The sequence below is a fragment of the Actinomadura madurae genome, assembly GCF_047130825.1.
GTDB classification, from domain to species: domain Bacteria; phylum Actinomycetota; class Actinomycetes; order Streptosporangiales; family Streptosporangiaceae; genus Spirillospora; species Spirillospora madurae.
Genome location: NZ_CP083237.1, coordinates 10114032 through 10139132, shown reverse-complemented (window position 1 = coordinate 10139132; position 25101 = coordinate 10114032). Strand labels below are relative to the sequence as shown.

Sequence of the window (25101 nt, the reverse complement as noted above, 5' to 3'; positions counted from 1 at the left end):
TCGCCTGCACGCGGATTTGAAGCAGGATGGCCACGGAGGCGGGGTTCGGGGCTGTTTGATCGAAGTGACACTCCAGATCCGCCGAGCGGATCGGCTATTGGAAGGAACATCGGTATGGATGATCGGGACGTGTCGGCACTGATACGGAAGATCTGCCTAGCGCTGCCTGAAACGACGGAGAAGCCGTTCGGCGGTCACACCGCGCCCTCCTATCGGGTTCGCGACAAGCTCTTCGTGATGACCTCCGAGGACGGGCTCTCCATGACGTTCAAGGCCGGACCCGGCGTTCAGGAGGCGCTCGTGGCGGAGGCCCCGGAACGGTTCTTCGTCCCGAAGTACGTGGGTGCACGGGGCTGGGTCGGGGCGCGGCTCGACGTCGACCAGGACTGGGACGAGATGGCCGAGCTCATCGAGGACAGCTACCGCCTCATCGCACCGAAACGCCTGGTCAACCTCCTCGACCGTGACTAGCCCGGCGCCGGGCTCCGTTGCCTTCACCTCGCCGGCGTCGCAGGAGTGCCAGGCGGGCGGCCACGTGGTCCATGGTGGCGTCGTCAGCTTTCCAGCCGCGCTGGAGTAATGCCGTCAGGAGAGCCTCCAGATAGGGCGCTGGGCGGGTCAGGAAGTTCTTGCTCACGGGGATGACGTCCCAGCCCGCCTCCTTGGCGAGCCAGCGCCGGCGCTCGGTGTCGTGGGCACGGGCTTCGCGGCCGGTGTGGTGCCTTTCGCCGTCATATTCCAGGCCGACTCGGTATTCCGGGTAGCCCAGGTCGATGTACCACCAGTGACCGCGGGGCCCCATCACTTGTACCTGTGTCTTCGGCGGCGGGAATCCGGCCTCCACTACGGCGACGCGGGTCCAGCTCTCGCCGGGGGACGCCGCGCCTCGATCGCCGAGCCGGACGATCTGGCGCAGCCGCTTGTTGCCGCGATACCCCGGAAGGGTCCGGGCCATCGCGGTGAGTTCGCCGGGGTCCACTCCGCGCCGGAGGAATTGATCGAGGGCCGCGACAGCCTCATAGCGAGGAAGCCATCGCGCACAGTCCAGTGCGGTGCGGGCAAGGCACGTGACGCGTACATCGGATCTCTCCACGACATGGTCGGCCGGAAGTGCCGCGTTCTCGGCGGTGAACGCAGGCACGCCGGAGTCGGTCCCGGGTGATCGGGGAGTGATGAGCTCGACGTCCCAGTCGGCTTCGTTCACTCCCGGAGGTAATACGTCGAGGCCCCATATCCACGCGGCCGTACGGCGCGCGATGACGACGTCGTCCGGGAGGAGGCCGCTCAACGCGGCGGCGCGAGCCGTGAGGGAGGCGCCCTTCACGGGGACGAAGTACGCGCCGGGGCCGACGGGGACGATGCCGGCCGCCGTTCGCTTCCAGGTCAGGCTGAAGCCGTTCATGTGAACCGATGATGCCCGCCGGGGCGGTCACCGCGACGAGCGCTGCAAGAATGTGGATAACTTTGAGTTTCCGCAGGTCAGAGCCAAATGGCTCGCGGGGTGTCACCCCGGGGATTCCGCCGGGGTGCCGCCGCGGCCTCCCGTCGTGGAGACCGCGCCCGTCGCCCAGGCGCCGATGCGCTTGATCAAGCCAGGGGTGGCGGCCGTCTCGGCGTGCCCGAAGGCGGGCTCGATCCACAACTCCCTCGGGTCGGCCGCGGCGCCGAACAACTGACGTCCGTGTTCGAGGGGGAAGAAAGGGTCCGCGTCCCCGTGGACGACGAGGAGCGGCACCGGCGCGATCCGGCCGACGACCTCGTGCGGCGCCTCTGGCACTGGGTCCCATCCGTTCGGCGCGATCCGTGTCCCCCGCGCCAGCCGGACCGCCATCCGGCCCACCCGCCGCTCGATCACCCAGTGCACGCGCCGCATCGGAACCGTCCCGCGGTAGTACCAGCGTGCGGGCGCGCTGACCGAGACCACCGCGTCGACCCCACCGTGCAACGCGGCATGCCGGACGACGATTGCGCCACCCATGGAGAAGCCTGTCAGGACGACCCGTTCGTACCCGCGTCGGCGTGCCGCCGCGACCGCCGCGTCGACGTCGAGCACCTCCCGGTCACCGACCGTGGATCGTCCGCCCGACCTGCCGTGCCCGCGGAAGTCGAGCCCGATCACGCCACCGTGCCGGTTGAGGGCGCCCGCGATCCGGCGGAGTGCGGGCTGCCTCCACGAGCACGTGAACCCGTGCGCGAGGACGAAGCACACATTTCCGTCACCCCTGATGTGACCTGCGTCGATTCGCACGCCGTCCGCGGTGTAGAGGGTGAGGGGTTCGGGAATCACCACGCCTCCATGATCGTCCATCACGTCCTCGCCGATTTTTTCACTCCCACCCGTCGGAGAATCGGCCCGCCGAGCGATGGAGGGATATGAACCACCCGGGACGACTCCAGCCCGACCCGGGGCCGGCGCTGCTCGATCTCTACGACGAGGCCCTGCCCGAGGTCTACGGCTACCTGCTGTCCCGGTGCGGTCGGCGGGCGCTGGCCGAGGACCTGACGGCGGACACCTTCCTGGCCGCGGTAGAGGCCGTGCGGAAGGAGCCCCCGCCTGTGCTGTCCGTCGCCTGGCTGGTCGGCGTGGCGCGACACAAGCTGGCCGACCACTGGCGGCGGGCGGCACGGGAGCAACGCGGCCTTCAGGCGATGGACGGGGGCGCCTCAGACGCCACGGAGGACCCATGGGACGAGCGCGTGGACGCACTCCTCGCCCGGGAGGTCCTCGAACAGCTGGGGCCCCACCATCGCGCCGCGCTGACGCTCCGCTACCTGGACGGGCTCCCAGTCCCCCAGGTCGCCGAGCATCTCGGCCGGACGCTCCACGCCACCGAGGCCCTGCTGACACGGGCCCGGACGGCCTTCAGGCACGCCTACAACGATCACTGTTCACCAGGAAGACCGAGACCCGGAGACCGCGGAAAGGAGGGCCACGATGACTGATCCGCTGGAGGCTCTCCGTACACCGGTCGTCCCCGTCGATCCGGACCCGGCCTTCGCAGCGCGCCTGCGCGAACGTCTGCGGCGCGCGCTGCTTCAACCCACGGGAGACACCATGACCACGAGCACCGTCCAGGAGTCGGAGGCCCGAGTTCGAACGCTGACCCCGTACCTGTGCGTTGACGACGGGCAGCATGCCCTGCGCTGGTACGCCGACGCGTTCGGTGCGGAGCTCCACAGCGAACCGACGATGATGGAGGACGGGCGGGTCGGCCATGCCGAGCTCGCCATCGGCGACTCCGTGCTGATGCTCGCCGACGAGTGGCCCGAGCTGGGTCTGCTGGGCCCGAAGGCCCGCGGCGGCCCCAGCCAATCGCTCTACCTGTCGGTCCCGGACGTCGACATCGTCTTCTCCCGCGCCGTCGAGATGGGCGCCGCCCCCGACCGTCCCGTGGCCGACTACCCCTACGGCCGGAACGGCGTCGTCATCGACCCGTTCGGGCACCGCTGGATGATCTCAAGCCCTCCCCCCGCCGCCACGCGAACGTAGGCACCGCGATGTCAGCCATGCCTGGCTCTGGACCGAGCGGGGGCGCTGCCCAGGGGCGCGGGCTGACCTGCGGGCCGGAGCCGCAGCGGTGGAACCGCAGAGCAGAGTCCAGACTGGCCGGAACGTGGAGCGAGGGCGCCGACCAGAGGCGCGGACTGCGGCTCGGGGCTGAACTACCGGCCAGAGGCACGGTCCAGCGGCACCGACCAGGCCCCCGCGGGCCAGAAACACAGAAAACGGCTCAGGGCCGTACCACAGGCCGGAGGCGCCGGCCAGCGGCACCGGCCAAGCCCTGCCGACCGGAGGCACGGAAAAGCGGCTCGGGCTGAACTACCGGCCGGAGGCGCGGGGCCGCGGGCCGGCCAGGCGCCCGCGGGCCAGAGGCGCGGAAAGGGCTCAGGGCTGAGCTACGCGCCGGAGGCGTGGGCGGGGGTTTGGGGCTGGCCCGGGGCCGGAGGCGTGGGCAAGGGAGTTGGCTGGTTACGCGGGGTAGGGGCTCGGGGCCCAGTTGCGGGGTGGGTGGGGGTGGGTAGGTAGGGGATGTGGGTGGAGGGCTGGTTCTTCGGTGGGCTCGGGCGTCGGAGTGGCTGGTATGGACGGCGACGAGCGTGCGTCTCGGCTGAGGGCGCGGCGGGGCGGTGAGCGCCGTGCCGCCGAGGCCGACGGGGCTGGGGCGCGTGCGGAGCAGAGGCGCGAGGCCGAGGAGTACGCGCGCCAAGCGATGGTCTCCTCGGCGCGTGCCCACGATCGGGCCGCTTCCCTGCTGGAGGGGATGGCCGCCGCACATCCCGAGGAGGCGGAGCTGCATCTCCAGTCGGCCGCTCGCCATCGTAAGTGGGCGGAGAACGACAGGGAGCTGGCGCGGAAGTACGCGCCGCGCGGCGGCGGCCCGGACGCATTGTGATGGTTGACCTCCACTACAACGCGGAGTTGCCGGCGTCCTGGTTGATCCCCAACGGGCTCCGCTAAGCAATCGAGCGGCGACTCCTGCTGGAGCGCATGCTGGTGACGACGAGGGCGGTGGGGGCGGCGCGGATTCCGCGGGTACGGGGAAGAATGGGGGCATGACCGTCGATGCGGAGACTTTGGCCACGGCTCGCCGTTCGTTGCACGGGGTCGCGGAGCTCGTACTGGCAGGGCCCCAATACCGGCAAAGCGGGACGATACGGCTGCGTGTCGTGCCGGGCGGGTTCGGGACGGTCCAGGCCCCCGACCTGCGGGTGAACGAGACCGAGCTGGTGTGCGGCGACCGTGAGGTGCCCTTGAACGGGGCCACCTGCCGCGAGCTGGGCGCGGCTGTCAGTGTTGAGGCAGGGGGTGTTGGAGACCTGTACAAGGATGGCAGCGGTGTCGGTCTGGACGAGGTCCTGGGAGTCGACGCGGAGGCGGCGCATCAGATCGTCCGGGCATTCGGGCAAGGACAGGAGGCTCTGACCAGGTTCGCGCCGGACATCACTCCCGTGCTCTGGCCGGAACACTTCGATCTGGGCATCGCGGTCGATGCCGTCAATTACGGAGTGTCGCCCGGAGATGAACAGGTGACCGAGCCCTACGCGTATGTCGGCCCGTGGGAGCCGCGGCACGGGGAGTTCTGGAACACCGCCTTCGGTGCCGCGCGGCCCTTGCGTGTCCTGCCCGGTGCCACGGCTCTGCTGGACTTCTTCATGGAGGGCCGAGACCGCGCGATCCGCGACGCGTGACTTCCCAGGGCGCCCCGGTGTCGTGAGCCTGTTAACGGACCTCGCACTTTGTACCGTCGGTGCGGGGCTGCGTTGAGCTCAAGGGTGAAAGCGTGGAGGTGAGGCAAGTCCTGGCGTCACCCCGGCACGATCTTCGAGACCGCGTGGGGCCTCGCGTCGTCCCGGGCCGGGCAATGCCGGCGGCTGGAGTCAGCGGGTTATGGCGGCCGCGCGGAGGTGGCCGTCACCGGCGCCGAAGTAGACCACCCCGCCGGACACCACCGCGTTGGGGTCGCGGCCGTCCGCCAACCTGACCTTCCCCAGGGAGGCGCCGTCACCGGCGTTCAGGAGGTGCAGTTCGCCGGTCTTCGTGCTGACGTATGCCGTCCCTGACGAGACGGTGGGCGACGAGCTCACCTGGGGAAGGTCGCGCCGCCACATCATCGCGCCGGTCTTCGCGTTGAACGCGACCGCCTGCCCGGCATCTCCCTGGGAGTCGGCGTTGCCGCTGACGTAGAGAACCCCATCGGACAGCACGGGCAGCCACGAGTCTGAGAAGTCGCGGAGGCCGGTTGGGGTGTTCCACAACAATGCCCCGTTACCCGGGTCGCGGGCCGAGACGGTGCCGTCCTCACCGATCGCGTAGATGACGCCGCCGGTCACGGTGAGCGACTCCGGCCGGCTGCGGATGTCGCCGGAGAAGGGGGCCTTCCACAGCCGCTCGCCGGTGTCGGCGTTCAGCGCGTGGAGTTGCGGGCCCGGCTCGTCGTAGGTGCTCGCGACGTAGTAGACGACGTTCCCGTGGGCGGTCATCTCCCAGACGATCCCGGCTTCGTGGCTCCACGCCTTCTTGCCGGTGCCGGTGTCCAGCGCGTACACCGACGTCTTCTCCTCATCGGACGTCCGGTGGAAGAGGTACATGTGCCGGCCGGACACCGCTTCGCCGAGCAGCAGCGTGCCGCCGTGGGACTCCCACAGCCGGCGGCCGGAACCGGCGTCCAGCGCGAACACGCGGCCGCTGTCGCTGTCGCGGGAGGAGTCGGTGTAGGCGCTGACGTAGATCCTGTCTCCAGCGATGATCAGGGAGTTGCCGCCGCCCCACGCCCGGTCGCGTTTCCAGCGGGCTTCGCCGGTCCGGGCGTCCACGGCGTGGATGACTCCGCCACCGTCGCCGAAATACACCGTCCCGTCCTTGACCTGCGGTGGCCAGGCCGTGTCTCCCCCGTAGGACCACAACTGCTTCAAGACCGGCGGGCTGGGCTCAGCGCCACGATCGGTGCGGCCTGCCCGGTCGGCGTCCGGATCTCCACCGGTGAGGAGCAGCGTGGTGGCGACGCTGACGAGGACGGTGACGGCGGCGAGTCCCGCCAGGGCACGCCTCCGAGTGAGCAGCCGCCGGGGAGCGGGTGCCTGAGGCGGGCCCTGGTACGGCGCCGTCACGACGGCGGTGGGAGTGGGGGGCGGGGCGACCGTGCGGGTGATCTCGGCCGTCAGCGGTTCGGGCAGCCAGCCGGCCGGCCACGCCCGCGACGCGCGGCCCAGTTCCGCGACCAGGTCGGGGACGGTGGGACGCCTGCCAGGGTCCTTGTCCAGGCAGCGTGCCACGACGTCCGCCAGCCCGGACGGCACGCCGGTGAGGTCGGGGTCCCCGTGGACGATCCGGTAGTTCAGGGCGTGCACCGAGCCGCCGCGGAACGGTGCGGTCCCGGTCGCCGCGTACGCCAGGACGGCGCCGAGGGAGAAGACGTCGCTCGCCGGGCCGACCGCGCCGCCCCGCAACTGCTCGGGGGACATGAAGCCGGGCGTGCCGACCATCGCCCCCGTCACCGTCAGCCGCGTGCTCTCGGACGCCAGCGCGATCCCGAAGTCGATCAGGCGCGGGCCGTCCGCCGCCAGCAGCACGTTCGACGGCTTGAGGTCGCGGTGCACCACACCCGCCGCGTGCACGCCCTCCAGCGCCTCCGCGAGCGCGGCGCCCAAAGCCCGGACCGTCCCGTCCGGCAGGGCGCCGTGCGCGTCGAGCGCGGCCTTCAGCGACAGCCCCGGCACGTACTCGGAGGCCAGCCACGGCGGCGCCCCGCCCGGGTCGGCGTCCACCACGGCGGCGGTGAAGGGACCGCTCACGCGGCGGGCCGCCTCGACCTCCCGGACGAACCGGCGCCGGAACCCCGGATCCTCCGCCAGCTCGGCCCGCACCGCCTTCACCGCGATCGCGCGGCCCCCCGGCGACGACGCCAGGAAGACCTGACCCATCCCGCCGCCGCCGAGCCGCCCGACGAGCCGGTACGGCCCGAGCCGCTCCGGGTCGCCCGCCTCCAGCGGCGCGTACACCTCCCCGCGCCCCATCAGCGGGCGTCCGAGAGCACGCGCAGGACGTCGTCTTCCTCGACATAGAGTCGACCGTCGATGACGCCCGGACTCCCGCCCACGTGCTCCTTCCACAGGCGGGTGCCGTTGCGGGCGTCCAGGGCGTAGAGGTTCCCGGCGTCCTCGTCGTCGCCGTCGCCGTCGCCGAAGAGCACCGTCCCGTTCTCGACCGACAGCAGATGGGCCTCGTCCACTCCCGGCTTGTGCCGCCACAGCGGCTTGCCGGTGTCGGCGGCGAAGGCGCACACGTAACCGTCGTTCTCGAAGTAGGCGACGCCGTCCGCGATGATCGGGGCGCCGGCTCCGCCGGCGATGGCGGGGTCCCAGGAGGCGCCCTCGAAGCCCTGCTTCCACGCGTACCGGCCCGTCGCGGCGTTCACCGCGTGCAGGGAACCGTCCCGGACGCCGAAGTAGACGGTGCCGTTCGCGGCGACGGGCGATGACGCGAGCCGGTCCCCGGCCTCGATGCGCCAGAGGTCCGCGCCGGTCTCCGCATCCACCGCGCGCAGGGTGCCGTCACTGATCACCGCGAAGACGACTCCTCCGGAGACGACCGGCCCCTGCTTCGAGAAGCCCTTGTAGGTGTTGGTCCACGTCTCCCGCCCGGTTCGGGCGTCGCGCGCGATCAGCCGGACGTCCGACGCGTAGAGCTTTTCTCCGACCACCTCGATCGACGGATGGATGCCGTGGTCCTTCCACTTCCACAGTTCCTCGCCGCTGCCGGCGTCCCGGGCGTAGGTGTACTCTCCGGCGCCGTAGTACACCGCCGAATCGGTGGCCCCCAGGAACAGCGGGCCCGTCGGGACGTCGCCCAGGGAGTGCGCGTACTTCCAGCGCAGCCGGCCGTTCTCGCCGTTCAGGGCGTACAGGCCGCCCTTCTGGTCGTCGATGTACGCTGTGCCTCCGACCACTTGCGCCAGATGCATGCCCTCCTCCAACGGGAAGGTCCACAGCTCCTTGCGCCGCGGCGGCCCGGCGGCCTCGGCCTCCCCGTCGTCACCCGACAGCCGGACGGTGAGGACGACCGCCGCGACGACGAGCGCGACCGCCCCCGCGCCGGCCACGGCGGCCAGGATCCGGCGCCGCGCGGGGCCAGGCGCCCGCGTCCGTCCCACTGGAACAGGCGACACGCGCGCACCGGGCGAGTCCGGCGGGGCGGCGGCGGACGGGGCGGAAGCGGGCGGGGGCGGAAGCGGCGCGGACCTGATGCGGAGGACATCCGCGGCCACCGGGGCGGGCAGCCAGCCCGCCTCCGTGAAGAAGCCCGCGGCCTGCCCTGTCCCCGGCATCCGGCTCAACTCCCCGACCAGGTCGGGGACGGTGGGACGCCGGGCGGGGTCCCTGGCCATGCAGCGGGCGGCGACGTCCGCCAGCGCGGTCGGCACACCGGTCAGCTCCGGTTCCTCGTGGACGACCCGGTAGTTCAGGGCGTCGGCGTGCCCTGCCCCGAACGGGCCGGTGCCGGTCACCGCGAACACCAGCACGGCGCCGAGGGCGAAGACGTCGCCGGCGGCGGTGACCTCGTCGTCCACGAGTTGCTCGGGGGCGATGAAACCGGGCGTGCCGATGACCATGCCGGTCTCGGTGAGCTCGGTGGCCTCGGCCGCCCGCGCGATCCCGAAGTCGATCACGCGCGGGCCGTCCGCCGCCAGCAGCACGTTCGACGGCTTGAGGTCGCGGTGCACCACACCCGCCGCGTGCACGCTCTCCAGCGCCTCCGCCAGCGCGGCGCCCAGCGCGAGCACCGTTCCCTCCGGCCAGGCGCCGTGCGCGGCCACCGCCGCCTCCAGAGAGACCCCGGGCACGTACTCGGTGGCCAGCCACGGCGGCCTCCCCTCGGGGTCGGCGTCGACCACGGCGGCGGTGAAGAAGCCGCTCACCTGGCGGGCCGCCTCGACCTCCCGGACGAACCGGCGCCGGAACCCCGGATCCTCCACCAGTTCGGCGCGCACCGCCTTCACGGCGACCGCGCGCCCGCCCGGCGACAGGGCGAGGAACACCGTGCCCATCCCGCCGCCGCCGAGCCGCCCGACGATCCGATACCGCCCGAGACACCCCGGGTCGCCCGCCCGTACCGGCGCGACACCGCTCACTCGGCTCCCTCCCCGGCCGCGGTGCCGAGACCCGGCGGGGCCGTGCCCGGCATCAGGCGCATGATCATAAGTGTGGTTCTCCATCATCGACGGGGCATGGGGCGGCTCGCATCCAAATAGACGGTTCTGTTCGACAGAGAGTTCGCTCGCACCCTGACGCAGTAGGGGCCCGCGCCATGACGGAGCACGGCGACCCCGGAGCGGCGGGCCTCGTCCAGCCCGATGCCGAGATCGTTGCGCAGCTGGACGGGCGTGAACGCCGGCACCCGGCCGAGGTTCACGAATGCGGGCGACGGAATCAACGGGCGAGGCGCCGCCGCCGGATGATGGCTGTGGCAAGGATCACGAACGCCTCGCGCACACCGCACCCGGCCGTCACCACATGCCGCGCCCTGCACATCTTGTGGCGACCTCTTCATGATCGGCATATGCGGGGCGTGTGTAAGGATCGGGTTATTCCGGTTCTGGGGAGGGTGCTGTGCGGGTCGGTGTGTTGCTGAACGATCGTGGCGGCGCGGACGCGCTCGCCAAGCTGGCGGACGATGTGCGGCGGGCGGCGGACGACGGGTTCCCCTCGGCGTGGCTGTCGCACATCTTCGGGCTGGACGCGCTGACCGCGCTGGCCGTGGCGGGGCGCGAGGTGCCGGGGATCGAGCTGGGGACCGCCGTGGTGCCGACGTATCCGCGGCACCCGGCGGCCATGGCGCAGCAGGCGCGCACGACCGCCCTGGCGCTGCAGGGGCGGCTGACGCTCGGCATCGGGCTGTCCCACAAGATCGTGATCGAGGACATGTACGGGTACGATTTCGGCCGGCCGCTCCGGCACATGGACGAGTACCTGTCGGTGCTGGCGCCTTTGCTGAACGGGGAGAACGCCGCGTTCACCGGTGAGACGGTGACGGGGAACATCGGGCTGAGCGTCCAGAACGAGGGGCGCGTGCCCCTGCTGCTCGCCGCGCTCGGGCCGAAGATGCTGAAGCTGGCGGCGGAACGCGCGGACGGGACGGTGCTGTGGATGACCGGTCCGGTGACCGTGCGCGACCACATCGCGCCGACCATCACGGCGGCGGCCCAGGCGGCCGGACGGGACGCGCCGCGGATCGTGTGCAGCCTCCCGCTGTGCGTGACCGGCGACGTGGAGCGGGCGAGGGAGCAGGCCGCGAAGACGTTCGAGGTGTACGGGACGCTGCCGTCCTACCGGGCGATGATGGACCGGGAGGGCGCCGAGGGGCCCGGCGACCTGGCGGTCGTCGGGGACGAGGACGCGGTCGCGGCGAAGTTGGAGGAGCTGGCGAAGGCCGGCGTCACCGATTTCGTCGCCGGCGAGTACATGCCGGGCGACGACCGCAGGCGCACCCGGGAGTTCCTCAAGACCGTCACGGGGCGATGAGCTCGTAGAGGTTGCCGCTGGAGTCGGAGAAGAAGAGGCCGCGTCCGCCCAGCGGGTGGTCGTCGTCGACGCGGCCGCTGTCCGGGTGGGCGGGGTCGTCGCCGTAGGGGATCTCGCGGGCGTCGAGGCGGTCCCGGACGGTGTCGAAGGTGGCGGCGTCCACGTCGAAGGCCAGGTGGTGGCCCTGCGGGTAGGCGACGGTCATGAAGTCGAGGGTGAGCCCGTCGTTCACGCGGATCGGGACGAAGTGCCGCGCGTGGGGGTGGACGCCGGTGTAGCGCAGGCCCATCACGGTGGCGAAGAAGCGGGCGGCCTCGTCGTTGTCGGCGGCGGTCACGATCGTGTGGTTGAGCGTGATCGTCATTCGGGGGTTCCTTCCTTGAGGGCTCCGTGGAGGAAGACGTCGAGGTAGGCCTCGACCGGCAGGGGGTCGGGCGTCTCGGGGCCGCCGGGCGGGCGGGAGCGCGTGAAGAGCAGGCCCATGAACAGGCTCGCGATCTGCTCGGCGGGCAGGCGCAGCCGGTCGCGTTCCGGTTCGAACAGGTCGGCGAGGGCGTCGCGGGTGCGGGTCATCGCGTTCTCGCGGCCGGCGCCGGGATGCTCGCGGCCGCCGGGCAGGCCGCGGTTGCCGCGTCCGGTGGCGTGCAGCGCGCCGATGACCAGGCCCATGCGGGTGAGGTAGGCCTCCACCGCGGCGGCGGCCTCGGCGAGCCGGGCGGGCAGCGGCTGGTCGAGCGGGATCGCCTCGATCTCCGCGAGGACGTGCTCGCCCCGGAGCGCCTCGGCGACGCACGCGTCCAGCAGTTCCTCCTTGTCGGCGAACACCCGGAAGATCGTGGCCTCGCCGATCCCGGCCGCGCGGGCGATCTGCCCGGTCGTGACGGCGGTGCCGTGCTCGGCGACCAGCGGCAACGCGGTCCGGACGATCATTTCGCGGCGCTCGGCGGGGCTCATCCCGGGAGCGCGCCGCCGTCTCTTCGGCTCCATGCACGCCAAGCTACGGAGTGAGCACTCACTCCGTCAACTTCGAAGTGAGTACTCACTCCGGAGATTCCGACAGACCCGCACTCATGGGCTGATACCGTTGCGATGCTGCGCGCCTGGAGCGAAGTCCGGTGTGAACCCGGCGCTGTCCCGCAACTGTGGTGCCCTTCCGAGTGGCCGAGCCAGGTCGCCTCCTCGCGCGCCGACGACCATCGACCCCGTGGAAGGGCGATCCGTCCTGAGCGGGCCGCGGCTTCCCGCAGCATGGAGGCTCCAGTGAGACCCGTACGCACCCTCGGCGCGGTGATGGCGATCGGCGCCGTCATGTTCGCCTCCGCATGCGGCGGCGACGACGCGACGTCCGGGGACGGGACGACGTCCGCCGAGCAGTCCGTCACCGTCCAGGCCGGGAACGGCGCGGTGACGGTGCCGGCCAGGCCGAAGCGGATCGTCTCCCTCTCCCCCACCCACACCGAGACGCTGTTCGCGATCGGTGCCGGGCCGCAGGTGGTGGCGGTGGACGAGTACTCCAACCACCCGGCGAACGCGCCCAAGACGAAGCTGTCCGGCTTCAAGCCGAACGCCGAGGCGATCATCGCCTACAAGCCGGACCTCGTCGTCCTGTCGGACGACCTGAACGGCGTGGTCAAGGCGCTGGAGAAGGTCAAGGTGCCGGTCCTGCTGGAGCCGGCGGCGACGAAGCTGGACGACGCCTACGACGAGATCACCGACCTCGGGCAGGCCACCGGCCACACCGCCGAGGCGAAGAAGGTCACCGACGACATGCGCGCCTCGATCCAGCGGACGGTCGCCGCGTCGTCCAAGGCCAAGGGCCTCACCTACTACCACGAGCTCGACCAGCAGCTGCACTCGGTGACGTCCCAGACGTTCGTGGGCCAGGTGTACGGGCTGTTCGGCCTGCAGAACATCGCCGACAAGGCGGGCAAGGCGTCCGGCGGGTACCCTCAGCTGTCCCGCGAGTACCTGCTCAAGCAGGACCCGGACCTGATCTTCCTGGCCGACACCAAGTGCTGCGGGCAGAACGCCGCCGCCCTCGCCAAGCGCCCCGGCTGGTCGGACCTGGAGGCCGTCAAGGGCGAGGGCGTGGTCGAGCTCGACGACGACATCGCCTCCCGCTGGGGTCCCCGCCTGCCCGAGTTCGTGAAGGCGATCGGCGACGCCGCCCAGAAGGTCCAGTGACCGGGAACGCCCGCCCGTGAGCAAGGCCCGCTCCGGAGACGCCCCTGACGACCAGACCAAGACGTCTGCGCGACGCGGGCCGGGCTCGGACGCCCCGACCGACGAGGCCGGGACGTCCGAGCCCCGCGGGCACACGAAGAACGCTCCAAACGACGAGACCGTCGAGGCCGAGACCGGGGCGCCCTCTCAGCAGGGGGATCTTTCGGACGCCGGGGCCGGTGTGATCGGGTGGCGCGGGTGGAAGGCGCGGCGCGGGCGGAGGGAGGCGCGGCAGCAGGCCAGGTTGCGGCCGTTGCCACTTGCGGTGGCGGTCGGGCTGCTGGTGGCGGCGCTGCTGGCCGGGGTGCTGGTCGGGGCGGCCGGGCTGCCGGTGGCGGGGGTGCTGAAGGCCCTCGCCGACAAGATTCCGTTCGTGCACGTCGACTCGGGGTTCGGGGTGATCGACGAGAACGTGCTGTTCCAGCTGCGCGTGCCGCGGGCGCTGATGGCGGCGCTGGCCGGCGGGATGCTGGCGGTGGCGGGCGCCGGGTACCAGGGGGTGTTCCGCAACCCGCTCGCCGACCCGTACCTGCTCGGCGCGGCGGCCGGCGCGGGGGTCGGCGCGACGCTGGTGATCGTGCTGGTGCCGGGCGACCCCGGGTACGGGGTGCCGCTGGCCGCGTTCGCCGGCGCCATGGGCGGGGTGTTCCTGGCGTACACGCTCGGCAGCGTCGCGGCGGGGCGCGGGAACGGGGCGGCCACGCTGGTGCTGGCGGGGGTGGCGGTGTCGTCCTTCCTGGCGGCGGTGCAGACGTTCGTCCAGCAGATGAAGGCCCAGGAGCTGCAGCGGATCTTCTCGTGGATCCTCGGCGGCGTCGGGACGGCCGACTGGCACCAGCTCGGGCTCGTGGCCCCGTACGCGCTGGTGTCGACGGTCGTGCTGCTCGCGCACGGCCGGCTGCTGGACGTGCTGAGCGTCGGGGACGAGGAGGCGGCGTCGCTCGGGCTGTCGGCGGCGCGGGTGCGGCTGACGGTGCTGGTGGCGGCGTCGCTGGCGACGGCGTCCGCGGTCGCGGTGAGCGGGCTGATCGCGTTCGTCGGCATCGTCGTCCCGCACATCGTGCGGCGGCTGGCGGGCGGCTCGTACCGGATCGTGCTGCCGCTGTCGCTGCTCGGCGGGGCGGCGTTCCTGGAAGCGGCGGACCTGGTTGCGCGGACGGTGATCAAGCCGGGGGAGCTGCCGCTGGGCGTCGTGACGGCGTTCGTCGGCGGGCCGTTCTTCGTCGTGGTGCTGCGCGCGTCCCGCAGGCAGGTGGACACGTGACGGTCGCGGTGCGGGGCCTGGACGTCGCGCTCGGCGGGCGGCCGGTGCTGGAGGGGGTGTCGCTGGACGTCCCCGCCGGGTCGTGGACGGCGGTCATCGGGCCGAACGGCGCGGGGAAGTCGACGCTGCTGCGCGCGGTCCTCGGGCTCGTCCCGTCCCGTGGCGGGATCGCCCTCGCGGGCGCGGACCTGCAGACGCTCAAGCCGAGGCAGCGTGCCCGGCTGGTCGCCTACGCCCCGCAGAGCCCGCACCTCCCGGTCGGCATGACGGTGTTCGACTACGCCCTGCTGGGCCGCTCCCCCTACATCCCGCATCTCGGGCGGGAGAGCGCGCGCGACCGGGCCATCACCGGCGAGGTGCTCGGCAGGCTGGACCTCACCGCCTTCTCCGCCCGCCCGCTGGACCATCTGTCGGGCGGGGAGCGGCAGCGCGTGGTGCTGGCCCGCGCGCTCGCCCAGCAGGCCTCGGTGCTCCTGCTGGACGAGCCGACGACCGCGCTGGACATCGGCCATCAGCAGCAGGTGCTGGAGCTGATCGACCAGCTGCGGCTGTCCGACGAGCTGACCGTCGTGACCACGATCCACGACCTGACCCTGGCGGGGCAGTACGCCGACGGCCTGGTCCTGCTGTCGGGCGGGCGGGTCGCCGCGGCGGGACGGCCCGAGCAGGTCCTCACCCGCGCGACCGTCGAGGAGCATTTCGGCGCGCGCGTGCACGTCACGTCCGGTCCGGGCGGCCGGCCGATCCTGTCACTGGAGCGTCCGTGAACATCGAGACGGTGTGGCGCGAGGAGGACGGCGCGCGGCTCGCCATGACCGTGTGGCGGCCGGGCCCCGGGCACCGGATGATCTCCTCGGCGATGCTCGGCGGCGGCATCGGCCCGGCCCGCTGGGTGCTGAACGCGCAGGTGCCGGGCGCCTACGCGCGGACGGATCCCGTCGCGCACCTGGCCGAGCTGGCGGCGTCGCAGGGGCTGGACGGCCGGGGCGCCGGGATGCTCACGGCGGCGCCGGTGGCGCGCACCGTGCGGCGCGACGACGAGGGGGTGAGCGTGTCGGCGACGGTCGGGCTGCGCGTCCCGACCTGGGCCGCCGCGCCCGCCGGGACGGCCGATCCCGAGCTGGCGCCGCTCACGACGGACGGCGCGTCCGAGCCCGCCCCCGCCCCCGGGACCGTCAACATCGTGGTCGGCGTGCCCGTGCCGATGAGCGACGCGGCGCTGGTGAACGCGGTCGTCACCGCCACGGAGGCCAAGACGCAGGCACTGCTCGAAGCGGGGTTCCCGTGCACGGGAACGGCGTCCGACGCGATCTGCGTCGTGGTCACGACCGGCGGGCAGGAGGAGATCTTCGCGGGGCCGCGCTCGACGTGGGGGGCGAGGATCGCCCGCGCCGTGCACGCCGCCGTGCGCGCCGGGGCCCTCGACTACGCCCGGCTCCTGGCGGGCGAGGACTAGAGGACCGGCACCGGCCGCCGTACCACCCCGGTGCGGTACGGCGGCCGGTCTCAGGGCCAGTGCAGTGTGGGGTTGGCCTCACCTCCTACATGTGCGTCCTCCGACCGGCGTGACCGTCAGCCGGCATAGGGAAGGCGATGTCCGCTGTATCCGTTGTGGCCGTTGTGGCGGAGCGGGTCGGTGGCGAGCGGGTCGCCCCCGATGTCCAGCAGGGACCCGTTCATCGGCGGCAGGGCGTGCAGCCCCGTCGGCGGCTCCCGGTCGACGGGCGGGCGCGGGCCGGGCTCGGGGCGCCCGTCGGCCGTCGCGGTGAGCGCGTCGACGCGGCGGCGGGCGCGGTCGGCCTCGGCGCGGGCGGCGTCGCGTTCGGCGGTCAGCGCCCGGACCGCGGCGCGCAGCTCGTCGGCGGTGCGGGTGAGCTGCCAGGTGTGCTGTTCGAGCTCGCGGGCCCGCGCCTGGATCTGGTCCCGGTCGGCGACGGCCTGCCCCCGCTTGGCCTCGGCGTCCCGGACGGCCGAGCGCAGGTCCTCGGCGGCGCGGGTGGCGGCGTCGGCCTCGACGCGCTGCCCCTCGACGAGGGTCTCGGCCTCCGACAGCCGCCCGTGCAGCGCGACCAGCTCCGCGCGGGCGCTCTCCAGGGAGGCGAGCAGCTCGCCCTCCCGGGAGGCCATCCGGTCGCGTTCGCGCTCGGCGGCGAGGCGGGCCGCGCGGTCGCCGTCGGCGCCGTCCTTGGCCTCCTGGCGCTCCTGCCGCGCGGCGTCCAGTTCGGCGGCGAGGCGCTGGGCCTCCGCGCGCGCGGACGCGGCCTCCTGCTCGGCGGCCTCCGCCCGGGCCCGCGCGGTGGCGGTCTCCCGCCACGCCAGCTGGGCCTGCTGGTGGGACTCGTCGCGCTCCCGCTGCGCGATCGCGACCTGCCCGGCGGCCTCGGCGCGGACGTCGGCGAGCCGCCGCTCGACGCCGGCGACGCTCAGCTCGGACATCAGCGACCCGGCGAGCCGGTCGGCGAGGCCCTCCAGCCGGTCGACCATCTCCCACGTCCAGGCGACCTGGCCGGTGAGGCCGGGAGACTCCAGGCCGCGTTCGCGGCTCGCCAGCGCGGCCTTCTCGCACGCGCCGTCCCCGTCCTGGCAGTAGCGGACGGTGCGGGCGCCGCGCACCGGCTGCGGCACGGGCCGTCCGCAGCCGGCGCACGGCCAGACCGCGACCGGGTCACCGAGGCGTGCGATCCCGGCGCGGTCGTCTTCGGCGGCCGGCGGCTGCCCCGCGCCGGCCCGGGTGGTCGGGTCGGCCGGCGGGTCGGCCTGCCGCGCGGGCGAGCGGGCGGCGTCCGACGCGGCCTGGAGCAGCGCCGCGGCGTCGGCGGACGCCCGCGCCGCGTCCACTCCCTCGACCTGGCCGCCGGAGGGCGCGGGGTCGCCCTCGGCGTAGGCGGCCGGGTCGGTGATGACGGGAAGGTCGGTCTGCGTCGTGGCGGCGGGGGTCGGGGCGACGTTGTCGATCGGGGCGACCTTCTGGTCTTCCATGTGCCGTGGTACGCACGAACACCGGGAGGCGTTCGACGTTTCCGGCAACGACTTGCGGCCCGTTCGCCCCGCAGGGCTCAGCCGGCGTGTTCCCGCAGGTAGTCCTCCCGAACGCGGCGGCGGCTGAGTTTGCCGGACGGGGTGCGCGGCAGCGTCTCGCGGAACTCCACGCGCCGCGGGTGCTTGAGTTTCGACAGGCGCGGCCCGCAGTGCGCGAGGAGTTCGGCGGCGAGGGCGTCACCGGGCTCGGCGTCCTCGGCCGGTTCGACGAGCGCGACGGCGCTCTGCCCCCAGTCCTCGTCCGGGACGCCGATGACGACGACGTCGCCGACCGCCGGATGCTGCAGCAGAGCCGACTCGATCTCGGCCGGGTAGATGTTCACCCCGCCGGAGATGATCAGGTCGGTGCGGCGGTCGCTCATGTAGAGCCAGCCGTCCTCGTCGAGGTGGCCGAGGTCGCCGGGGGTGTAGTACTCGCCCCGCATGCTGGAGGCGGTCTTGTCCGGGTCGCCGTGGTACTCGAACCCGGGCTGGCCGGTCGCGTAGATCAGCCCGGTCTCCCCCGGCGGCAGCTCGGCGCCCTCCGGGTCGAGGATCTTGATCTGGACGCCGTCGACCGGGCATCCGACCGTCCCGGGGCGGGCGAGCCAGTCGTGCGGCCTCGCGACGACGACGGGGCCGCTCTCGGTGGAGCCGTAGTACTCGTAGAGGACGGGCCCCCACCAGTCCATCATCCGCTGCTTGGTCTCCACGGGGACCGGCGCGGCGCTGTGGAACACCTGCCGCAGCGACGACACGTCGTAGCGGGCGCGGACGTCGTCCGGCAGGGCCAGCATCCGGTGGAACATCGTCGGCACCATGAAGGTGTTGGTGACGCCGTGCCGCTGGATCAGCTCCAGGGTGTGCTCGGGACGGAACTGCGGGGCGACGACGACGGCGTGCCCGAGGTTCAGCGCCATCATCGCGTGGACGCACGGCGCGGAGTGGTAGAGGGGCCCGATGGCGAGGTGGACCTCGTCGCCGGGTCCGAGGCCCAGATGGCGCATCAGCGTCTGCCGCATGACCTCGATGAGCATCTCGGGCGGGATGTCGAGCAGCGGCCGCCGGACGCCCTTCGGGCGTCCCGTCGTCCCGGACGTGTAGAGCATGATCGAGCCCATCCGCCGTTCGGCGGGCGGGCCGGCGCCGGCCGAGGCGCACAGCGAGGCCGTCGAGCGGAACCCCTCGGCGGGGTCGACGCTGAGGCGCCCGCCGGCCGGAATGCCCGCCTCCTCGGCGGCGCCCGAGACCGCGCCGGCGAGCGCGCTCTCGGTGATGACGGCCTTGGCGCCGCTGTCGGCCAGGATGTAGCCGATCTCGGGCGCGGTCAGGTGGCGGCTCGCCGGGACGAGGTAGAGCCCCGACTGCGTGGCGGCGAGCAGGACGGTGAGGAACTCGGGCCGGTTGCCGAGGACGGTCGCCAGGGCGTCGCCGGGCCGCAGGCCGAGGCCGTCCAGCGCGTTGGAGAGCCGGTTCACCTCGGCGTGCAGCTCGCCGTAGGTCATCGGCACGCCCGGAGCCAGCACGGCGGCACGATCGGGGTGGTTGCGCGCGATCTCGTAGAAGCCGACGCCCTCAACGCCCATGAGGCTCTCCTTTTGTCCGGTCCAGGCGGCCCTTTGTCCGATCCATGGGGTGACCCGCGTCCATCTGACCTATGTTGCTGGCGGCCCGTCAAGAGGGCGGGCCCCGTGCCCGCCGGGCGGCGGATCGCCCGTCTCGGTCGGCGAAGCCGCTGACCGCGACCGTGCGGCTACGTATCATGTGATCTCAAGTGCCGGGGGGCCGAAGAAACGAGACCTACGCGGCGATGGGGCGTGATGACGGGACCGCACGGCGACGGCGACCGGTCACGGCCTCCGGCACGCCGGGACGGCTTACCGGGCTGGCTCCGCCGGCTGCTCCAGGTGCTGGTCCTCGACCTGGTCTCCACCGTGGTCATCAGCCTCGGAGTGACGCTCGTCCACGGCGCGTTCTGGCTCAACGCGGCGATCTCGCTGCTGGTCATCGCGGCGGTGACGGCGGGCCTGTTCGCCTTCTACCCCGACCACGCGCACGCCGTCATGGAGCGTGTGTCGAAGACGCTGAAGTGGGGCGGCGCGGCGCTGGCGTGGGGGGTCGCCGGGGCCGCGGCGATGGCGCTGGTCCTGCTCGCCGGCGTCGGCGTCCACCGGCTGGGTGAGCGGACGGGCGCGTGCGGGCAGCCGCTCGAACTGCGGGTGCTGACCGCCCCGGAGACGCTCACGCCGCTGCGCGCCGCGGCCGCCGAGTTCGCCAACGACGGCCGGGACGACCGCGGCTGCCGCAAGTACAGCGTCACCGTGGTCCCCGAGACGGGGCCGGTCCCGCTGTACGACGGGTTCCGGCTGCTGTGGCGGCGCAGCGAGCCCGCCGACGAGCGGCACAGCGACGCCCAGCAGCTCTTCGGCCCGCAGCCCGACATCTGGGTCCCGTCGTCGACGGCCGAGTACGACTTCGTCCCGAAGGGCGCGGGCCAAGCCGGGGCGGCGGAAGCGGGGGCGGCGCAGGCGGGCGCGGCGAAGGGGGATCCCGTCTTCCGCCCGCGCGGGACGCTCGGGACGTCGCCGCTCGTGCTGGCGCTGTTCACCAAGGCCCACGAGTCCGTCGCCGACCCGATCGCGGCGCCCATCGCGACGGACACGGCGGCGCTGCTGCGGCGGTTCGCGGACGCCGGGGTGAAGCTGCGCGCGATCGCCCGCCCCATCCCCGAGACGTCGGCGGCGGCGCTCGCGGTCACCCCCGCGCTGTACGACGCGACGCCGGACGGCGACGACCGGGAGGACGAGCGGTTCGCCGAGCCCGCCGACCTCGTGGCGCCGGACGCGGTGTCGCTGCTGTGCCGGTTCCGCCAGCAGGCCGCCGCGCAGGCGTCCGAGCCGCCGGACGACATCGCCGTCGCCGTCCCCGAGCAGGTGCTGCACGACTACGACATGGGCCGCCCGCTCGGCGACCGCTGCGGCGCCGTCGACGCGGACGCGTACGCGGCGTGGCGGCTGCACCCGTACTACGCGACCGACCTGCCGACGCTCGACTACCCGTTCGTCCAGGTCCGCTGGCGCGGCCAGGACACGCGTGAGCGGGACGCCGCGGTCGCCGGGTTCCGCCGCTGGCTCCAACGCAACCCCTTGACGGCGCAGGGCTTCCGGGACGAGCGCGGCGTGATCCCGCCCGCGAACGAGGGCGACGCCGGGCACCACTACCTGTCGCGGCTCCAGAGCGTGGTCGGCAACCGGGTGATGCCGCCCGTCGTGGGGCTGCAACCGGCGGAGGGCGTCCAGCGGACGCTCGACCGCATCGGCGCCGCCCGCCCGAGGATCCCGGTGTCGCTGATGCTGGACGTGTCCGGGTCGATGGGCGGCGCGACCCAGGGCCGCGACGGCTCGCGCCTCGCCCGCGGGACGTCGTTCCTGCGCAGCCTGGTGACGCAGTTGCAGAGCAACGACCGCGTGGGCCTCCAGGTGTCGTCGTCGACGGCGCCGGCCGGCAGGCGGGAGACGTTCGGGAACGTTCCCCCGGACCCGGCGTCGCCGGACCAGAAGAACGAGGTGGCGAGCCGGCTGCAGGCGGTCGCGTCCGGCGGCGCCGACCAGCCGCTCAGCGACGCGATCGCGGCGGCCGACGTCGGGTCGGGCAGGCAGAACCTCATCCTCGTCACCGACGGGCAGTCCCCCGCGACCAACCCCGGCATCGGCTCCCGCGCGGAATGGCTGTCGGGCCAGTTCCGCGACCGGCACCCGGGACTGCGCCTGACGGTCGTGCTGACCGGCCCGGCGGCGTGCGGCTCCTCGCCCGTGCGGCAGATCGTGGACGCGTTCGGCCCGGACGGCGGGCGGTGCGTGCGGCTGACCGACGCGCCCGAGGCCGAGCAGGCGGCCGAGCTCCTGTCGGAGCTGCGATGAGGGGACGGCGGTTCCTGCCGAGGGGCCGGCGGGCGTGGGTCAGCGCCGCCGCCGGGGCCGCGCTGGTGCTGGTCGCGGGCCTCGTGCTCTTCCTGTGGCCGGACCCGTCCTACCGGGCGATCGAGGGCGGCTGCGACCGCTCGGAGCTGCTGGTCGCCGGCGGCACCGACGTCAGCCTGAAGAACCAGCGCCGGGCGCTGATCCGGCAGTGGAACGAGAGCCGCTATCCGGGCGGCCGCCCGCACCCGCACGCGACGCTCGTGGAGGTGTCGGAGTCCACCGACCTCCAGCACAGCCAGCTCAAGGCGGTCCAGGAGTCGGGCGGCTGCGCCTACGACGTCCTGATCATGGACAACACGTGGACGGCGCAGTTCGCGGGCGGCGGCTACCTGCGGCCGCTCGACGACATCGAGAACCGGGACGACTTCTTCCCGGCCGCGCTGCGGACGGGCGAGTACGACGGCGAGCAGTACGCCGTCCCGTTCAACGTGGACGTCGGCCTCCTCTACCACTGGGAGGGCGTGACGCCGCCGGCGGCCTGGCCGGGACTGCTGTCCGCCGATGTCGCGATGCAGCTCGCCGACTACGAGGGCCTCACCGTGAACGCGCTGGAGGCGGTGTGGAACGACGGCGCCGCCGGGCGCCTGACGGGCGCGGGCCGCCCGGACGAGGACGATCTGCGCGACGCGGTGTACCCGGCGCTCACCCGGCTCGCGCCGCGGGCGCACGGGTCGCTCGCGCCCTCCCGCCAGTACGGCGAGCTGGAGAGCATCGAGGCGTTCGCGTCGGGGACGAAACTGATGCGCAACTGGCCGTACGCGTTCTCGGTGCTCGCGTCCGAGCCCCGCATGCGGGACGGCACGCGCCTGCGGTTCGGGGTGACCGCGCTGCCCGGCCGGACCGTGCTCGGCGGGCAGAACCTCGCGGTGTCCACGTTCTCCCCCAACCCCGATGACGCGGCCGATCTGGTGGCGTTCCTGAGCGGGACGGGCAGCCAGCGCCTGCTGTTCTCGTGCGGCGGGTTCGCGCCCGGCCGCTACTCGGCGCTCGGCCTGTCGCCGGGCCGCAGCTCGCCCGCCGACGTGGGAGTACGGACGTGCTCGTCCCTGACCGGGGAGCCGCTCGGCCCCGGCGAGACCGACGTGCCCGACGCGGCGCAGCTCACCCAGCTCGGCCGGGCCGTGGTGACCGCGCTCGGCCGGGCCGAGCCGCGTCCGGTGACCCCGCACTACAGCACGTTCAGCGGCACGTTCCGCGGCTGCGTCCAGAAGATCTTCGACCAGGCGGGGACGGACGCCGGGACGTTCGCGCGGGCGATCGAGCGCTCCCTGGACGGGCGCACGGCGTCCTGCTGACGGGCGCCGTCCGGCTTCGCTAGTGGGCCCCTTCGAACGCCGCGCGGGCCATGCCGTGCAGGAGGTCGCCCATCGCGTCGCGGTCGAGCCCGGCGGCGCTGCGCGGGGTGGAGTTGAGCAGGCCGAAGCACGCGTGGACGGCCGCGCGGGTCCGGTCGTCCGGCAGGCCGGGGCTGAGGCGGCGCAGGACCCGGACCCATTCCTCGACGTAGGCGCGCTGGAGCCGGCGGATCCGGTGCCGCTGCGGTTCGGGGACGTTGTCCAGCTCCCGCTCGTGCACGGTGATCAGCGCGGGGTTGTCGAGGGAGAAGGCGATGTGCCAGCGCAGCAGCGCGTCCAGGGCCCGCCGGGGATCGGGGTCGGCGGCGCGGCGGGCGCCCTCGGCGAGCAGCCGCTCGCTGATGTCGAGGAGCATCTCGGCGAGCACCGCCTCCTTGCCGCTGAAGTGCCGGTAGAGGGCGGGCCCGGTGAGCCCGACGGCGCGGCCGAGGTCGCCGATGGAGGCCCCGTGGAAGCCGCGGCGCGCGAACAGCTCGGCGGCGGCGCCGAGGATCTCGGCGCGCCGCGGGTTCGGCGGGCCGGCGGGCTCCGCGGCCGCTGGGGAGGTCATGCCGGCCAGTCTAGACTAGAGTTGTTAACGGACGTTAACATCGGCATTGTTAATGAGCGTTAACCGGGAAGGGGGGTCATGAGCGGACCCGAGATCGGCACCCGCGCCGACGTCGCGGGCGAGGCGTTCAAGGCGAGCGCCGCCCACAACGAGGCCCTCGCCGCGGAGTTGCGCGACCGCATCGACCGGGCGGGGCGCGGCGGGCCGGAGCGGGCCCGCGAGCGGCACGTCGCGCGCGGGAAGCTGCTCCCCCGCGACCGGGTCGACACGCTCCTCGATCCCGGCTCGCCCTTCCTGGAGCTGTCGCCGCTGGCCGCGAACGGCATGTACGGGGACGAGGCGCGGGGCGCGGGCATCATCACCGGCGTCGGGCGGGTCTCCGGCCGCGAATGCGTCGTCGTCGCCAACGACGCGACGGTCAAGGGCGGCACGTACTACCCGATCACGGTGAAGAAGCATCTGCGCGCGCAGGAGGTGGCGCTGCACAACCGGCTCCCCTGCGTCTACCTGGTCGACTCCGGGGGCGCGTTCCTGCCCCGGCAGGACGAGGTGTTCCCCGACCGCGAGCACTTCGGTCGCATCTTCTACAACCAGGCCACGATGTCGGGGCGGGGCATCCCGCAGATCGCCGCGGTGCTGGGGTCGTGCACGGCGGGCGGCGCCTACGTCCCGGCGATGAGCGACGAGGCGGTCATCGTCCGCGGCCAGGGGACGATCTTCCTCGGCGGCCCGCCGCTGGTGAAGGCCGCGACCGGCGAGGTCGTGACGGCCGAGGAGCTGGGCGGCGGCGAGCTGCACTCCCGCACGTCCGGGGTGACCGACCATCTCGCCGACGACGACGCGCACGCGCTGCGGATCGTCCGCGACATCGTCGGCACGCTGGGGCCGCGCGAGCCCCGGCCCTGGGACGTCGCGCCGCCGGAGGAGCCGGCCGCCGACCCGGCTGAGCTGTACGGGATCGTCCCGCCCGACTCGCGCACCCCCTTCGACGTGCGCGAGGTCATCGCCCGGATCGTGGACGGCAGCCGCTTCCAGGAGTTCAAGAAGGAGTACGGCGCCACCCTCGTCACCGGCTTCGCGCGGATCCACGGGCATCCGGTGGGGATCGTCGCGAACAACGGGATCCTGTTCAGCGAGTCGGCGCAGAAGGGCGCGCACTTCATCGAGCTGTGCGACCGGCGCAGCGTTCCGCTGGTGTTCCTGCAGAACATCACCGGGTTCATGGTCGGGCGCGAGTACGAGGCGGGCGGCATCGCCAAGCACGGCGCCAAGATGGTCACCGCCGTCGCGTGCGCCCGCGTCCCGAAGTTCACCGTCGTGATCGGCGGCTCGTTCGGCGCCGGGAACTACGCGATGTGCGGGCGGGCGTACTCGCCGCGCTTCCTGTGGATGTGGCCGAACGCCCGCATCTCGGTGATGGGCGGCGAGCAGGCGGCGAGCGTCCTCGCGACCGTCCGGCGCGACCAGCTGGAGGCGCGCGGCGAGGAGTGGTCCGCGCAGGACGAGGAAGGGTTCAAGGCGCCGATCCGCGAGCAGTACGAGGCGCAGGGGAACCCGTACTACTCGACGGCGCGGCTCTGGGACGACGGAGTGATCGACCCGCTCGACACCCGGCGCGTGCTGGGGCTCGGGCTGTCGGTCGCGGCCAACGCACCGCTGGAGCCGGTCGGCTACGGCGTCTTCCGGATGTGA

Annotated in this window: 22 protein-coding genes and 1 riboswitch; of the genes, 13 read left to right on the top strand and 9 right to left on the bottom strand. The window is 73.2% G+C overall.

Annotation, left to right across the window (positions count from 1 at the left end; genetic code table 11):
• The first annotated feature begins 114 nt into the window (after positions 1 to 114).
• Positions 115 to 471, top strand: a complete 357-nt coding sequence (locus K8Z49_RS47545) for an MmcQ/YjbR family DNA-binding protein (RefSeq protein ID WP_021596618.1) — start codon at positions 115 to 117, stop codon at positions 469 to 471.
• On the opposite strand, the gene K8Z49_RS47540 is transcribed toward K8Z49_RS47545, so the two are convergent.
• A complete protein-coding gene (locus tag K8Z49_RS47540) occupies positions 449 to 1402 on the bottom strand; it encodes a hypothetical protein (protein ID WP_412517167.1) in 954 nt (317 codons plus the stop codon). The two genes, K8Z49_RS47545 and K8Z49_RS47540, sit on opposite strands and share 23 nt — an antisense overlap.
• Positions 1403 to 1504: 102 nt before the next feature.
• Positions 1505 to 2308 carry an alpha/beta hydrolase gene (locus tag K8Z49_RS47535; protein WP_412517166.1) on the bottom strand — a complete coding sequence of 268 codons (804 nt, stop codon included), beginning with the start codon at positions 2306 to 2308 and terminating at the stop codon, positions 1505 to 1507.
• A 65-nt stretch (positions 2309 to 2373) separates the two neighbouring features.
• On the opposite strand from K8Z49_RS47535, the gene K8Z49_RS47530 reads away from it, so the two are divergent.
• The 4 genes from K8Z49_RS47530 to K8Z49_RS47515 all read left to right on the top strand — a co-directional run bounded on the left by K8Z49_RS47530 (position 2374) and on the right by K8Z49_RS47515 (position 5190).
• The gene (locus K8Z49_RS47530) at positions 2374 to 2943 is read left to right on the top strand and encodes an RNA polymerase sigma factor (RefSeq protein WP_024936561.1); all 570 of its coding nucleotides are present in this window, start codon (positions 2374 to 2376) and stop codon (positions 2941 to 2943) included.
• On the top strand, positions 2936 to 3490 hold the full coding sequence (locus tag K8Z49_RS47525) for a VOC family protein (protein ID WP_111833178.1): 555 nt from the start codon (positions 2936 to 2938) through the stop codon (positions 3488 to 3490). Before K8Z49_RS47530 ends, K8Z49_RS47525 begins: the two co-directional genes overlap by 8 nt.
• Before the next feature lie 592 nt (positions 3491 to 4082).
• Entirely contained in the window at positions 4083 to 4394 is a 312-nt protein-coding gene (locus K8Z49_RS47520) for a hypothetical protein (protein ID WP_024936559.1), read from the top strand.
• A gap of 160 nt (positions 4395 to 4554) precedes the next feature.
• Complete coding sequence (locus tag K8Z49_RS47515; protein ID WP_412517165.1) at positions 4555 to 5190, top strand: hypothetical protein; 636 nt, start codon at positions 4555 to 4557, stop codon at positions 5188 to 5190.
• A gap of 189 nt (positions 5191 to 5379) precedes the next feature.
• On the opposite strand, the gene K8Z49_RS47510 is transcribed toward K8Z49_RS47515, so the two are convergent.
• Positions 5380 to 7515, bottom strand: coding sequence for a protein kinase domain-containing protein (locus tag K8Z49_RS47510; RefSeq protein WP_412517164.1), 2136 nt, complete (start codon positions 7513 to 7515; stop codon positions 5380 to 5382).
• A complete protein-coding gene (locus K8Z49_RS47505) occupies positions 7515 to 9629 on the bottom strand; it encodes a serine/threonine-protein kinase (protein ID WP_412517163.1) in 2115 nt (704 codons plus the stop codon). Before K8Z49_RS47505 ends, K8Z49_RS47510 begins: the two co-directional genes overlap by 1 nt.
• A gap of 478 nt (positions 9630 to 10107) precedes the next feature.
• Between K8Z49_RS47505 and K8Z49_RS47500 the strand changes: the two genes are divergently transcribed.
• The gene (locus K8Z49_RS47500; RefSeq protein WP_412517162.1) at positions 10108 to 11019 is read left to right on the top strand and encodes an LLM class F420-dependent oxidoreductase; all 912 of its coding nucleotides are present in this window, start codon (positions 10108 to 10110) and stop codon (positions 11017 to 11019) included.
• Here the strand turns inward: K8Z49_RS47500 and K8Z49_RS47495 are convergent.
• Together K8Z49_RS47495 and K8Z49_RS47490 are read right to left on the bottom strand one after the other, a co-directional pair.
• Positions 11006 to 11383, bottom strand: coding sequence for a hypothetical protein (locus K8Z49_RS47495; RefSeq protein ID WP_021599056.1), 378 nt, complete (start codon positions 11381 to 11383; stop codon positions 11006 to 11008). The two genes, K8Z49_RS47500 and K8Z49_RS47495, sit on opposite strands and share 14 nt — an antisense overlap.
• Positions 11380 to 12006 (bottom strand): TetR/AcrR family transcriptional regulator, encoded by a 627-nt coding sequence (locus tag K8Z49_RS47490; RefSeq protein WP_412517161.1) that lies wholly within the window; start codon positions 12004 to 12006, stop codon positions 11380 to 11382. The genes K8Z49_RS47495 and K8Z49_RS47490 overlap by 4 nt, the downstream gene beginning before the upstream one ends.
• Positions 12007 to 12089: 83 nt before the next feature.
• Positions 12090 to 12210, top strand: a riboswitch (cobalamin riboswitch).
• Between the two features lie 69 nt (positions 12211 to 12279).
• Here K8Z49_RS47490 and K8Z49_RS47485 point away from each other — a divergent pair.
• The 4 genes from K8Z49_RS47485 to K8Z49_RS47470 all read left to right on the top strand — a co-directional run bounded on the left by K8Z49_RS47485 (position 12280) and on the right by K8Z49_RS47470 (position 15962).
• Complete coding sequence (locus tag K8Z49_RS47485) at positions 12280 to 13203, top strand: ABC transporter substrate-binding protein (protein WP_075020021.1); 924 nt, start codon at positions 12280 to 12282, stop codon at positions 13201 to 13203.
• Between the two features lie 283 nt (positions 13204 to 13486).
• Positions 13487 to 14506, top strand: coding sequence for a FecCD family ABC transporter permease (locus K8Z49_RS47480; protein ID WP_052357468.1), 1020 nt, complete (start codon positions 13487 to 13489; stop codon positions 14504 to 14506).
• The gene (locus K8Z49_RS47475) at positions 14503 to 15273 is read left to right on the top strand and encodes an ABC transporter ATP-binding protein (RefSeq protein WP_021599051.1); all 771 of its coding nucleotides are present in this window, start codon (positions 14503 to 14505) and stop codon (positions 15271 to 15273) included. Before K8Z49_RS47480 ends, K8Z49_RS47475 begins: the two co-directional genes overlap by 4 nt.
• The gene (locus K8Z49_RS47470; RefSeq protein ID WP_412517160.1) at positions 15270 to 15962 is read left to right on the top strand and encodes an adenosylcobinamide amidohydrolase; all 693 of its coding nucleotides are present in this window, start codon (positions 15270 to 15272) and stop codon (positions 15960 to 15962) included. The genes K8Z49_RS47475 and K8Z49_RS47470 overlap by 4 nt, the downstream gene beginning before the upstream one ends.
• 116 nt (positions 15963 to 16078) lie before the next feature.
• Here K8Z49_RS47470 and K8Z49_RS47465 read toward each other — a convergent pair whose 3' ends face one another.
• Complete coding sequence (locus tag K8Z49_RS47465; protein WP_412517159.1) at positions 16079 to 17485, bottom strand: chromosome segregation ATPase; 1407 nt, start codon at positions 17483 to 17485, stop codon at positions 16079 to 16081.
• Between the two features lie 77 nt (positions 17486 to 17562).
• Entirely contained in the window at positions 17563 to 19110 is a 1548-nt protein-coding gene (locus tag K8Z49_RS47460) for an AMP-binding protein (RefSeq protein WP_075020019.1), read from the bottom strand.
• Positions 19111 to 19344: 234 nt separating this feature from the next.
• On the opposite strand from K8Z49_RS47460, the gene K8Z49_RS47455 reads away from it, so the two are divergent.
• The gene (locus K8Z49_RS47455; protein ID WP_412517158.1) at positions 19345 to 21444 is read left to right on the top strand and encodes a vWA domain-containing protein; all 2100 of its coding nucleotides are present in this window, start codon (positions 19345 to 19347) and stop codon (positions 21442 to 21444) included.
• Positions 21441 to 22799, top strand: a complete 1359-nt coding sequence (locus tag K8Z49_RS47450; RefSeq protein ID WP_412517157.1) for an extracellular solute-binding protein — start codon at positions 21441 to 21443, stop codon at positions 22797 to 22799. Before K8Z49_RS47455 ends, K8Z49_RS47450 begins: the two co-directional genes overlap by 4 nt.
• A 19-nt stretch (positions 22800 to 22818) precedes the next feature.
• Here K8Z49_RS47450 and K8Z49_RS47445 read toward each other — a convergent pair whose 3' ends face one another.
• The gene (locus K8Z49_RS47445) at positions 22819 to 23409 is read right to left on the bottom strand and encodes a TetR/AcrR family transcriptional regulator (protein WP_075020016.1); all 591 of its coding nucleotides are present in this window, start codon (positions 23407 to 23409) and stop codon (positions 22819 to 22821) included.
• Positions 23410 to 23487: 78 nt separating this feature from the next.
• Here K8Z49_RS47445 and K8Z49_RS47440 point away from each other — a divergent pair, with 78 nt between their 5' ends.
• Entirely contained in the window at positions 23488 to 25101 is a 1614-nt protein-coding gene (locus K8Z49_RS47440) for a carboxyl transferase domain-containing protein (RefSeq protein WP_412517156.1), read from the top strand.